Raw genomic sequence first — 12158 nt, forward strand, 5'->3', positions numbered from 1 at the left:
TCTCCGGGCATCGCGGACGTCACCGACGTTCAGATCTGGTTGGCCAGGAACGTCTCGAGCGTGACCGGATCGGCCTTGAGTAGCGGATCGGCCGGCGCAACGCCTTCGAAATGCGTTGCCTCGAAGAACCAGGCGCGCGTCGCCGGCAGCCCCCATAACTGCGAGCGGCTGGTGTTGCTCAAATCCCAGCGGATCGGCGGATTGTCGGGGTCGATCGCCTGGTAATGCGTGTTGAACAACTCGATCCGGTGACCGTCCGGATCGCGGAAATAGACGAACAACGCATTGCCGATGCCGTGCCGTCCCGGCCCGCGCTCCATGCGGCTGGCATATCCCATGCTGGCGGCGACGTCGCATGCATGGATGAGGTCGCGGACTTCCGGAACGGTGTAGGCGAAATGGTGCAGCCGCGGTCCGCGTCCGTTGCTGAAGACGATGTCGTGAGGATTGCCTTTCCGCGCGAGCCACACGCCCCACAATTCGTCGGTGCCGTCTCTTGCGGTGTATTCGGTCAACTTGAATCCGAGCGCCGCGTAGAAATCGAAAACGCGCTGAATGTCGGACGCAGCAACCTGCACATGGTCGAGATGCTGCGGACTGCCGCCGTGAAACTTGTCGAAGGACTGCATGAGACGTGGCACGAAGTCCATCCTGGCGCAGAGTTCGATCGGCGCGCCCGAGCCGTCCTTGAACCGCAGGGTCCGGCCCTGATGCGGCACTTCGATCCATTCGCTCGTAACGCCACGGCGATCGAGCCAGTCCTTTGCCTTGTCGAGGTCGGCCTCGGTCAGGACGCGGAAGCCGATGGCCTGACAGACCGGATCGTCGCCCGATTTGCGAATGACCAGACTGTGGTGACCGGCTTCTTCCAGGCCCCGGAGATAGAGCGCATCCTTGTCGCTGTCGCTGACAACAAAACCGAGAACGTCACTGTAGAAACGTCGGCTGGCTTCGAGATCGCGGCTCGTCAGGATCACGTGACTGATGCGCGTGATGTTGAACGGCGGATCGAGCACAAGTGCGGGCAGGGGCATTGCTGGTCGCTTCGTTGGAGAGGTTGACGTGCCGGAGTGAGACGCCGCACCTTATGAGGCGCGACGATGCGTTTCAATTCTCACGCGCGCTGCGTTCGCATTGCCGTCACGGTTGGGTGTAGACTGCATCATCGGCCCAACATGATCGTTGGGCATGGAGTGGGACCGCACATGAGCTTCTTCCCAGGACAAGACCCGGCTCCGGGCGACCGCAAGTCATGCGATGCGCTGGAGCGCGTCATCGTTCCGCGCACCACGGATCTGGGTGACTTCGAGGTTCGGCGCGCGCTGCCGTCCGCACAACGCCGTATGGTCGGCCCCTTCGTCTTCCTTGACGAGATGGGGCCGGCAGAATTCCGCGCCGGCAAAGGTGTCGATGTGCGCCCGCATCCGCATATCGGCCTTGCGACCGTGACCTATCTGTTCGACGGCGAGATCACGCATCGCGACAGCCTCGGCACATTCATTGCGATCCGGCCGGGTGAGGTGAACTGGATGACCGCGGGACGCGGCATCGTGCATTCGGAGCGCACGGCTCCGGAACGGCGGGTCAGCGGCGACACGCTGCATGGCCTGCAATGCTGGGTCGCGCTGCCGGCCGACAAGGAGGAGATTGATCCGTCCTTCTTCCACCGTAATGCGGAGGACCTGCCGTTCGTGAAAGATCGCGGCTTCACTGCGCGGGTGGTGGCCGGACAGGCCTTCGGCGCCCGCTCGCCGGTCGTGACCGCATCGGACACGGTGTTCGCCGATGTCAGGATCGAGGCGGGCTCCACGATCCCGCTCGATCCGGATTACGAGGACCGGGCGATCTATATCGTCAGCGGCGAGATCGAGATCGCGGGCGACCGTTTCACCGGTCCGCGCCTTCTCGTGTTCCGGCCGGGCGACCGGATCGCCGTGCGTGCGGTGACCGCGAGCCACATCGCGATCCTCGGCGGCGCTCCGCTCGAAGGACCACGGCACATCTGGTGGAATTTCGTCTCGTCGCGAAAGGACCGGATCGAGCAGGCCAAGGAAGACTGGAAGGCCGCACGCTTCGACATCGTGCCGGGAGACGAAAAGGAGTTCATCCCGCTGCCGGATCGCTAGCGCGGGTCAAAGCCCGAGCGTCACCGTCGCCCATTCCACGACCGTGTCGCTGTTGAGGAACTTGACGATCGCGGGCTCGAGCGCCGCGGCGTGCGGGCCGTCGACCACCGCGGTGGCCACGATGGCGTCGCACCGGTCGTTGAACCCGACCGATAGAGCGGTGCTTTTGGCAAACAGGGTGTCACGCAGCGAGAAGGCACGGCTTCGTCCCTTCATCCAGCGCACCGCAATCGGCCGGCCGGACGCCAGCGGCGTAGCCTTGTCGGAAAACAGCGCGAGATCGCCGATCCGGTCCAGTTCCTCGTCGTCGCTGACCCCGATATCACATCGGCAGAAGCCGATCTTCGCCCGGACATAAAGCCGAACATCCACCCCGCAGCGATCCCGGCCGCACTGAAAGAATTTGCCCTTGCCCCACGGATCCGGGGGCAGGGGCCATGCAGCCTCTTCGAAAGGCGGATCGGCCGGCACGATTGCGGCGCGCGCGCCGGTATACAGCCAGAGCATTACGGCGCCGGTGACGACCCCGAGCGATGCGGCAGCGATCAATGTCACGATCAATCGCCGCATGGTAGCGACCCTAGTTCGTCTTCAGCCAGGCCCTGGCAAGTTCGAGCTCGTTACGGCTTGAGTTCGAGCCTTCCGCGAGGCCGAGCAGCTTGCGGTAGTTCTCCGTCGCAGCATCCTTGTTGCCGAGCTTCGCTGCGGCCTGCGCCGCTCCAAGGAAGCCATTGAAGCGGTTCGGCTCCTTCGCCTTTGTGGCTTCGAACGCGGCGAGCGCATCTTGCGCTCTGCCGTGTTCCAGCAGCATCTGCCCGTAGAGTTCTCGCGCAGGCGCGAGCGGCCCCGGTGTGACTGGCGCCTTCTCGGTCTTGTCTTCGGCGTCGGCGGCGGCTCGCATCGCCGCCGATGCCTCGTCCGCCTTGCCTTCGGCATTCAGCAGCCACGCGCTGGCGATCTGCCACTGGATGTCCACCTGCTCGGCCCAATAGTCGTTTTTCGCTTCGCGAAGCCTGTCACGCAGCTCCGCGAGTTTTGCGATATCCTGCCGCGCCGCTTCGGGCTGGCCAGAGCGGGCAGCGCCGAGGGCGCGCGCGAAATGCGTGATCGCCATGACATGCGGGAAGATGCTTGGCCGCACGTCGAGCTGCGCCGCGCCGGCCCAGTCGCCGCGCTCGATCCGGTAGCGCGCCGGAGATGCGGCGAGAGCATAATAGGCGGCGAAAGCGCTGGGCGCGATCCCCGTGACGCGGCTCATGTCGTCGATGATGCCCTGCGCCTCCTTGTCGCGCGCGAGCTGCAGGTTCGCGTAGACGACATAGTCAGTCGCATGCAACTGGTCGCTCCACTCCTTTGCGGCGAGCGCGGCTTTCGCCGAGGCGGTATTCGATGCGATCGAGTCCTGCCAGTAGCCGACGCGCGTGAAGATGTGCGACGGCATGTGCTGTGCGTGCGGCGCGGCCGGTGCGATCTGCGCGTATTTCTGCGCAGCCTCAAGCCCTCTGGAGGCCAGCGCCGGATAGTCATAGAGGTGAATCAGATAATGCGCGACGCCGGGATGCATCGGCTGGCGCTTCCAGATTTCCTCCAGGATCGCTGCGCCCTTGAGTTGCTGGCTGTAGGTCTTGTCGGCGGGTGACGCGGATGTATTCAGCGTGATCGCGTAGAATATCTGCGCCTCGTCATCCGCCGGATATTTCTTCGCGACTTGCTCCATCGCCTGGAGATAGCGGCGCATGCGCTGCGTGTGACTGAGCTTGTCGTAGTCCGTGTACATCATCGCGATCGCGTCGATATAGTCGCGCTCGCGCTCCGTTTTCGCGCCCGCCGCCCTGGCCTTTTCGACCGCGGCAAGACCCGGCGCGAGATTGGGCTCCGGGATAGGACTATGCGGATTGTTCAGATAGGCGACCGCGACGCCCCAAAGCGCGATGCCGCAGCTTGGGTCGGCGCTCGCCGCCTCTTCGAAAATCTCCCTGGATTGCTGATACCAGAACGAATGCTGGTAGCGCAGCGCGCGATCGAAGCGGCGCTGGGCGACGTCATTGCATGACGTTTCAAAATGGACGCGGCCGAATTGCTGGTCCGTGCCGGTCTGGTTGTCCTGGGCTTGTGTGTCTGTGCCGAAGGTCGCGACAATGGCTAGCGCGCAGCCAGCCGTCAGCATTGCGGTCTTGTTCATGACATCACCTATCGATGTGCGAAATGAACGAAGTGCTGTCGGTGCAAATGATATCACACCCGCGCGCGCGGGGGGCGTGTGTCCTCGGTCACATTCCGGTGCAGCAAAAATTGCTGTCGCAGGTTTCAATCGGTGCCTGCGATCACCTTGCAGCCGGAACTCGGGTCGTGTGCCGTGTTTCCCTCTAGTTAACGACCTTCCCGAACAACCGCCTGGCATTGCCGTTCGCGATCCGCACGGCTTGATCGCGCGGCAATTGCGCGAGCCAGGCGCGATAACCTTTCATCAGGCCGTCATAGGCAAACCAGCGTTCGTTGATCCAGGTGTCCGAACCAATCAGGAAGCGGTCGGAATGCCTGGCGAACAGGCTGCGCCATTCCTCGGTCAGCTTGCCGTCCCTGTCGGTGATGCCGCTGCGATAGGACAGTTCGCCCCACAGGTCCGGATAGGTTGCGAGCAATTGCGCGACACGAGCCGGCGGCGTCGTAAAGCCGGTATGCGCCCAGATGATCTTCGCCTTCGGGTTATGCGAGAAGAGAATCAGCAGCGCCTCCTCGTCGCAATGCGCGTGCAGATACAGGTTCCGCTCGACGGCGAAGTCGACGATCTTCCTGACCCACTCGCTTGCGGCCGACTTGCCATAGATGTGGAACTCGCCGACGCCGCGGTAGCCGCCGCGCTCGTATTCGGATTTGACCAGATCGAAAATCGTTGGGTCGTTGAACCAGGTCTGGATGTCCGGTCGCGTGCGGTACGGACGGATGAACGGCACCACCCAAAGATCGGGGGCCCTCGTCTCCATCAGTTGATGCGTGCCCTTGTTGGGCCGGCTGGTGGCGAGGATCCCGGTCACGTTGTTGCGCCGGAAAATCTCCAGCACCTGGTCGAGCGAATAGAGCGGAGTGGGCTCCTGGTTGTAGTGCAGGTGCGCGTCGAAGATCTCCAGCGGGTCGGTCTGGGACTGGGCCCTGCCATGGTCCAGAGCGGCGAGGAGCAACGCGACTGCGCAAAGTCCCAATCGGATCGCCGTTAACGCTCGCGTAACCATGAGTGTCATCCCGTGCCGCGCGAGTTCCATCCCGGCGCCCGGGCAGTCTATGCTTAATCCCGCCTTTACGTGAAACCGGCAATTTGGGCGGTGCTGCGTTGCGTAGGGGCGCCCTTCTTGTCTTCGAAATCCCGAAAATTGATCGCGATCGCGGTCGGCATCCTGCTCGCAGGTGCCCCGATCGCCGGTCTCAATTTCTGGGTCGACGGCTTGCTGGTCCGGCAGAGCGCGAATGATATCGAGACCTTCGCGCGCCGCTCAATCAATCTGGCGGAGATGCGCCTCGGGGCCGCGCTGAACACACTCAACACACTCGCCGAACGTGGCGTCGATGGCTGCCGTCCCGATCAGGTGGATGCGCTGAAGAACGCGACTTTGTCCGAGCCGTGGGTGAAGCAGTTTTCCGTGCTCGGCGCTGCCGGCCAGCCGATTTGCAGCGACCTTGGGCTGAACAGCCTTGTCAGCGTGCTGACGTCGCGCAAGGTGAAAGGGAGCGACGCGGAGATCGAGGTTGTGCGGGTCGGCGATCGGCCTGGTCCTATGATCCGCCTGCGCCGTCCGGTCGGCCCCGGTGGGACCATCAGCCTCTCGGCCCTGATCGTCCCCGACGTGCTGACCGCAAAGCTCGGGCTGGCCAACGATGGAACGAGGGGCTACGGGCAGTTGTCGCTTCTTGATGGGACGATCATCAGCGAAATCGGGACGCGCCCTTCTGACAGCGAAGGGCTTTCGGCGGTCACGCGCCATGCCCGTGTTGCCGACCGTTTCGGCCTGCGGGTGGCGACATCCCATCCGCAGATGGAAGGCGAGGTATCGCTCGGAGACCTGCGCGACCTCGCGATCGTGATGACCGGCCTCCTGTCGCTTGCGCTTGTCGCGCTCGCGCTGATCCTTCGCCTGCGCCAGCGGGACAACCCGGTCGCGGAGCTGGAGCGCGCACTGCGTCTCGGCGAGTTCATTCCCTATTACCAGCCGATCGTCGACATCACCAATGGACGCCTGCGCGGCGCCGAAGTTCTGATGCGCTGGCGCAAGAGCGACGGCACGGTTGTTTCGCCCGCGGCTTTCATCCCGCTCGCGGAATCGAGCGGCATGATCGTGGCCATGACGCGGAGCATGATGCGTCACGTGGTCTCGGATATGGGGCAGGCCTATGCGACACGCCCCAAGCTGAAGCTCGGCTTCAACATGTCGGCCGAGCACTTTTCGAACGAGACCATCGTGCGCGATTTGCGCAACATCTTCGAACGCTCCCCGATCCGATATTCGCAGCTCTTCCTCGAGGTCACCGAGCGGCAGCCGCTGGAAAATCTCAACCGCACGCGGCGCGTCATCGCGACCTTGCAGGAGCTCGGCGTGCGGATCGCGATCGACGATGTCGGCGCGGGCCACGGCGGGCTTTCGTATATCCTGAAGCTCGGCGCCGACATCATTAAGATCGACAAGATGTTCGTCGATGCGCTCGGCAGCGACAATCACTCCAGCACGATCATCGAAACCCTGGTCGACCTCGCCGCGTCGATGCGCATGGACATCATTGCCGAGGGTGTCGAAACGTTCGAGCAGGTGGTCGCGCTGCGGGAGCGCGGCATCCGTACCGCCCAAGGTTATGTCTTCGCCCCGCCGCTGTCCGGCTCGTCCTTCCTGCGCCTGGTCGAAGCGATCGACCCCCGGAAGGACGCGGAAAGCCCTTTCAAGCCGGGACCTCTGCGCTCGCTTCAACGCGCAGGTTCGTAGCGGGCCTCCGGGCGTTTGAAGGCCTGCAGCGGCCAGTGCTATGCTTCCGCGGGATCGACAGGGAGGAGCCTGATGATTCGCACCATGACCGGCGCAGCCTGTTTTGCGCTCGCTTGCACCATGCCCATCCAGGATGCCGCCGCGCAGGAGGGCCTGATTGGCGGCGCCATTTTCGGCGGGGCCGCGGGCGCAATTGTCGGCGGCGCGGTGGGTGGCCGGGGCGGGGCCGCGACCGGGGCGATTATCGGGGCTGCAACCGGCGCCACACTTGGCGCGCAGATGGAACGGCGACGAAGCGGTTATTACTGGTACAACGGTCGCTGCTGGCGGCGCGATCCGGTTGGCAATTATCATCTGGCGTCGCGCGGCTTCTGCGGCTGACCGCGTCCAGCCTTGTTCGGGAGGGCGCTGCCACGGCCGTTCTTTTCGCCTCACGATTGCCATCGCCTGCGCGCAGGACTGGCCGACGTTTCAGAAGAGCCTCTGCAAATCCATGAAAATCGCGGTTCTTGCCCTCGCGCTGACGATCCTGCCGGCGTCATTTGCTCTCGCCCAGACTGCTCCGGCCGCGCCGAAGTCCCTGCTGGAAAACGATCAGATCAGAGTGCGGGAGATCCGCATGGCGCCCGGTGCCTCTCAGCCGGCTGCGGCACGTCCCAACACGTTTCTGTACGCGCTGACCGACGGCTCGATCGTTTTCACGCCGCCCGGGCGCAAGGGCTACGAACTGACCTTCAAGGCCGGCGAGGCGATGTGGCTGCCGTCGCAAGACACCGCAACCTCCAACGAAACCGACAAGGAAGTCCGGGCGCTGCTGGTCGAGATCAAGGGACGCGCACCAGCCGTGGCCAGGAAGGGAAAGACTCCGAAAGGCAAAAAGGGCTCGAAAAAGGGCTGAGTGCGTGCTGACTTGAAATTGTAGCTTGTGATTCCGGATTTCGACGGCGTCGCCGGTCTTTTTGGAGACTTTGTCATGAACGCAATCCTGGTTCTCGGCCGCATCCTGTTTGTGCTCGTTTTCATTCTGTCCGGTGCGCAGAAGCTGATGGACATCCCCGCCACCGCAAGCACCATTGGTTCGAAAGTCGTGCTGCCGGACGTCCTCACCGCCTATACGCCGCAACTCGAAGCGGCGACCGGCATGACGACGCCGACGCTGATGGCGATCCTGGCGGGTGTGGTCGAAATCGGTGCAGCCCTGATGATCGCAGCCAATATCGGCGCGCGAGCCGGCGCCGTCCTGCTGATCCTGTTCACGATGGCAGCGACCTGGTACTTCCATTCGTTCTGGACGATGTCGGGTCCCGAGCGCGACGCCAACATGATCCAGGCCCTGAAAAACCTTTCGCTGATCGGCGGTTTGCTGGTGATCTTTGCAATCGGGCGCTGGCGGCCGGGCATTGATCGCTATCCCGAGCCTGCTATCGAACGACTGTGAGTCCACAAGAGGAGTGACGAGATGCGCGGTATGACGATGCGACTGACGCTGGGATTTGCAGCAACCATCGTGCTCGCGTCCGTTTCGACCTCCGCCAATGCGCAGCGCTACATCTATGAGACGCAATATTGCCTGCGCGCTTATGACGGACAGACCGATTGTTCGTATTTCACCCTGCAGCAGTGCCTGACAGCGGTTTCGGCGACGGGCGGAGATTGTGCGGTGAACCCGCGCTATATGGGTGAGCCCGCGCCGCGCTATCGTCGTGCGCCACGGCCTCCGCGCTGATCGGCTGTTCGATTGAAACAAAGGGGGCGGCCAATTGAGCCGCCCCAAGTTAATACGCCACGCGGGAGGAACCTCTGCGGAGTCGGCCCCCTCTACCGCCGGCCCCGCGGGACCAAAAAAGAATCGAATCAATAATCAAGATCAGGATGCCTGAAAAATCGGCGGCGTCACCCTTATTGTCCTACCGAGTCCGCGTATTGCCTAAGATCGTTGCCACGACACCACACTGACGTTGCGCGACTCATCCAGAGCCATTGCTTTTCCCGGACTTAACCCTGCTTCGGTGAGCAGGGCTTCCGGCGTCACTGTGGGTACCCTGGGGAAAACTGGCAGCCCGCCAGGCAGCGTAACGTTCGGCACGCGGGTCAGATGAAAGATCGCGTAGCTCGGCAGGAACAGCCCGAAGATGTCCGTGCCGCCGATGATCGCCACATCGCCATCGGCAACGCCAAGTTCGGCCAGTGCGGTTTCGACGGATACGCCTTTCGGATTCCAGTGCAGTGCGTTCGGCTGGCCGGTGACGGGCGCCGTCGCCGCGATGCCGCGTGTCGCGATCAGGCGCCGGCGGTTGGGGGAGGTCGGCTGCTCGGCGGAATTCCTGCCGTGTACCAGCGCCGCGGCTGCATCGAGGCCGCGCATGAAGAAATCCTGATCGGCCTTGACGATCAGCGAAGGCGGGATCGTCCCGCTCGCGTCGGCAAGCATGCCGTCTTCCGAGACGATGGCGTAGCCGATGAAGCGATAGGACATGCGGACAATTGGGGTTCGATGGCGACGGGAAATGCTCCGCCATTGTGCCGCGCCGACGACCAAAAAGAAATCGCCGGGCAAGCCCGGCGATTTCAAAGCTCGTGCGAGAAAGGAGAGGGCTCAGTCGACGGTGCGGACAACGCTCGCGGTCGGGCGCTGGTCAACGGTCGGGAGCTTGGCTTCCTTCTTCAGCATCTCGTCATACTTGGCGATCGACTGGACGGTGCCCTTCGCCCGCATGTGGACGATCTTGTAGCCGCCTTCCTTGAGCTGTTTCAGCAATTCCGGAACGGCTTCGGCAGTGTGCGCCTGGAAGTCGTGCATCAGAACGATGCCCTTGCCGTGCTTCTTCAGCTTGTTCATCACCGCATTGACGACCTGCTCGGGCCGGCGCGCCTTGAAGTCGAAAGAGTCGAGATCGGTCGAGAAAATCGCGATGTTGCGCTCGCCGAGATAGGTCACGAGTTCCGGCGGATGCCGAAGCGCCACGAAGCGGAAGAACGGGGCGGCCTGCGCGCCAAGCGAGACGTTGACGGCGCTGATGCCCTTTTCGATCTCGTCTTTTGCCTGCTCCACGGTGATGTTCTTGCGGCCGAGGTCGGCATGGCTCCAGGTGTGCGAACCGATGGTGTGACCGCCTTCCGCGACCTGCTTGAGGATCTCCGGATAATAGGTGGCGTGCTTGCCGATGATGAAGAAGGTCGCCTTGGTGCAGTGCTCGGCAAGAGCAGCGAGGACCTTCGGGGTGCTCGGCCAGGGGCCGTCATCGAAGGTCAACAGCACTTCGTTGTTGCGCAGGAAGTCGTGCTGCTTGAAGTGCTCGAAGCCGAAGCCGGGGCCACCGGTTGTGTCAATTTCGACCGTACGCGACACGCCGAGCGCGTTCGGATTGGCACACTTGGCACCCGCCTGCGCGGCGCCCGGTTGTTGCGCGAAGGCCGCACCGCCCGCCAGCGATGCGGAGATCAGGATAGCGCATGCGAGCGAGTGACGCATGGTGAACCCCCTCATGATAAACGGGCGAAGATCGGCCCGCATGATATTGATAAGACATGGAAACCCCGCGCGGCGTTAAGAGTCAACGAGTCCTCACGTCGATACCGGTGGGGATCGGGGATTAAGGTTAGCTGTGGTGACACCGACACGGGAAACAAGGTGTTACTCCCGCGATTTTGCAGCGAAATGGACGATTTCGGGACAGTGTAGCCGGACATGGCTGCTCCCGCATGGCCTAGGCGGGCGGCAGCTGCCGTTCGATGGCAGCAACCACGCGCGAGTCGGTCGGCTCGACGGCCGAGGCGAAAGCGGCCGCCAGAGTGCCGTCGCTTCCGACCAGGTATTTGTGGAAGTTCCAGCGCGGGGTTTCGCCCGGCCGCTGGATCGCCGCCCAGCGATAGAAGGGGTGGGCCGAATCGCCCTTGATCGCGACTTTCTCGGTGATGGGAAAGGTCACGCCATGACGGTGGGCCGTGCCTTGAATCTCCTCAGGCCCGCCGGGTTCCTGGCCGCCGAAATCATTCGATGGAACGCCGATCACAAGAAGGCCGCGGTCGCGATAGCGCGACCAGAGTGATTCAAGCCCGGCATATTGCGGGGTGTAACCGCACAAAGACGCTGTGTTGACCACCAGCACGGGACGCCCTGTCCGGTCGGCGAGCCGCAGGTCCTGTCCGTCGAGCGTCCTGAACGAGAATCCAAATGCCGTCGCGCGACTCATCGCGGATTGTGCGTTCGCGTGCTGAATCGAAGAGCCGAGCACCGCGCTTGCTGCAAATCCGGTCATGACAAGTCGCCGGTCGATCATCTCGAACGCTCCTTGAATGTCCCATAGCAGCGGCACGACCGGGGTTGAAACCACATGGCCGTGAGCCGGGTGTCGCACGGCGGAACCATCACGCAGGCGGGATCGTTTGCGACCGGTAGCGTGAGGAGCCATCATGCCGAAATTCAGTCCGTTCCGCGTATCGTTTGATGGACCCTTGGGAACACGCGAGCGAACAAGAGCACGCGTCGCCGCGACAGTGTTGAGCGGATCCGCGATTTTTCTTGGCGTGACCGGCCTTCTCGCACTTTTGAACGCGAGTTCCAGTGCGGTTGGAGACTGGGCGAACGGCAGCATTCCGCAGGATGTGCGCGTTGTCGGAGGCGAGGGCGCCGGTTCGGCGGGAAAGCCCTGCGAGGATCAGACCTGGCCGTATATCGAACCGCGTTGCCTCAAGGCTGCCGATACGAAATTCACCAAGCGCTCGACGCCGAAGCATGGGCTCGGATCACAGCAAATTGCACAGCCCTCCGGCCCGGTAGCGCCATCGCTCCAGGCCGCGAGCAAGCCACAAACTGAAGTGGCCACGACTGGTTCGGCAGTTCCAGCCGCTCCAGCGTCGCCAGCGGCCGTCGCGGCTTCTGCTCCAGCGCTGCAAGCCGTCGCGCCTGCCGCGCCGGACCGATCCGCGGCAGCGCAGAGCAGCACATCTTCCCAGCAGCACAATGCGAATACGCGCCTTTCGAAACGCGAACAGCTCGCACGCGAGGAGCGGCTGCGGCAGCAGCGCGTCCGTCGCGCAGAGGCGTTGCGGATGCGTGAGGATG

14 protein-coding genes are annotated in these 12158 nt (G+C 63.2%); 6 read left to right on the top strand and 8 right to left on the bottom strand.

Annotation, left to right across the window (positions count from 1 at the left end):
- Positions 1-29: 29 nt before the first annotated feature.
- On the bottom strand, positions 30-1034 hold the full coding sequence (hpaD, locus tag VNZ93_RS15520; protein WP_325706848.1) for a 3,4-dihydroxyphenylacetate 2,3-dioxygenase: 1005 nt from the start codon (positions 1032-1034) through the stop codon (positions 30-32).
- Positions 1035-1205: 171 nt separating this feature from the next.
- Between hpaD and VNZ93_RS15525 the strand changes: the two genes are divergently transcribed.
- Positions 1206-2126 carry a pirin family protein gene (locus VNZ93_RS15525; protein WP_325706851.1) on the top strand — a complete coding sequence of 307 codons (921 nt, stop codon included), beginning with the start codon at positions 1206-1208 and terminating at the stop codon, positions 2124-2126.
- 6 nt (positions 2127-2132) lie between these two features.
- Here the strand turns inward: VNZ93_RS15525 and VNZ93_RS15530 are convergent, their stop codons facing one another.
- The 3 genes from VNZ93_RS15530 to VNZ93_RS15540 form a co-directional block, all read right to left on the bottom strand.
- Complete coding sequence (locus tag VNZ93_RS15530; RefSeq protein ID WP_325706855.1) at positions 2133-2696, bottom strand: hypothetical protein; 564 nt, start codon at positions 2694-2696, stop codon at positions 2133-2135.
- 10 nt (positions 2697-2706) lie between these two features.
- On the bottom strand, positions 2707-4308 hold the full coding sequence (locus tag VNZ93_RS15535) for a hypothetical protein (RefSeq protein ID WP_325706858.1): 1602 nt from the start codon (positions 4306-4308) through the stop codon (positions 2707-2709).
- Positions 4309-4492: 184 nt separating this feature from the next.
- Positions 4493-5356, bottom strand: coding sequence for an amidohydrolase family protein (locus VNZ93_RS15540; RefSeq protein ID WP_325706861.1), 864 nt, complete (start codon positions 5354-5356; stop codon positions 4493-4495).
- Between the two features lie 117 nt (positions 5357-5473).
- Between VNZ93_RS15540 and VNZ93_RS15545 the strand changes: the two genes are divergently transcribed.
- From VNZ93_RS15545 to VNZ93_RS15565, 5 genes are all read left to right on the top strand, one after another.
- Positions 5474-7093, top strand: a complete 1620-nt coding sequence (locus VNZ93_RS15545) for an EAL domain-containing protein (RefSeq protein WP_325706864.1) — start codon at positions 5474-5476, stop codon at positions 7091-7093.
- Positions 7094-7165: 72 nt separating this feature from the next.
- Positions 7166-7474, top strand: a complete 309-nt coding sequence (locus tag VNZ93_RS15550; protein ID WP_325706867.1) for a glycine zipper domain-containing protein — start codon at positions 7166-7168, stop codon at positions 7472-7474.
- A 112-nt stretch (positions 7475-7586) separates the two neighbouring features.
- On the top strand, positions 7587-7991 hold the full coding sequence (locus VNZ93_RS15555; RefSeq protein WP_325706870.1) for a hypothetical protein: 405 nt from the start codon (positions 7587-7589) through the stop codon (positions 7989-7991).
- Between the two features lie 75 nt (positions 7992-8066).
- A complete protein-coding gene (locus VNZ93_RS15560; RefSeq protein ID WP_325706873.1) occupies positions 8067-8531 on the top strand; it encodes a DoxX family protein in 465 nt (154 codons plus the stop codon).
- Positions 8532-8552: 21 nt separating this feature from the next.
- Positions 8553-8819, top strand: coding sequence for a DUF3551 domain-containing protein (locus VNZ93_RS15565; RefSeq protein WP_325706875.1), 267 nt, complete (start codon positions 8553-8555; stop codon positions 8817-8819).
- 201 nt (positions 8820-9020) lie between these two features.
- Here VNZ93_RS15565 and VNZ93_RS15570 read toward each other — a convergent pair whose 3' ends face one another.
- The 4 genes from VNZ93_RS15570 to VNZ93_RS15585 form a co-directional block, all read right to left on the bottom strand.
- On the bottom strand, positions 9021-9569 hold the full coding sequence (locus tag VNZ93_RS15570) for a dihydrofolate reductase (RefSeq protein ID WP_325706878.1): 549 nt from the start codon (positions 9567-9569) through the stop codon (positions 9021-9023).
- A 120-nt stretch (positions 9570-9689) separates the two neighbouring features.
- Positions 9690-10565 (bottom strand): polysaccharide deacetylase family protein, encoded by an 876-nt coding sequence (locus VNZ93_RS15575; protein ID WP_325706881.1) that lies wholly within the window; start codon positions 10563-10565, stop codon positions 9690-9692.
- A 235-nt stretch (positions 10566-10800) separates the two neighbouring features.
- Positions 10801-11373 carry a glutathione peroxidase gene (locus VNZ93_RS15580; protein ID WP_325706884.1) on the bottom strand — a complete coding sequence of 191 codons (573 nt, stop codon included), beginning with the start codon at positions 11371-11373 and terminating at the stop codon, positions 10801-10803.
- A gap of 466 nt (positions 11374-11839) precedes the next feature.
- Positions 11840-12158 (bottom strand): hypothetical protein (locus tag VNZ93_RS15585; RefSeq protein ID WP_325706887.1); only part of this gene is annotated, 319 nt, incomplete at its 5' end.

This window comes from Pseudorhodoplanes sp. (assembly GCF_035565795.1).
In the GTDB taxonomy this organism is placed as follows: Bacteria; Pseudomonadota; Alphaproteobacteria; order Rhizobiales; family Xanthobacteraceae; genus Pseudorhodoplanes.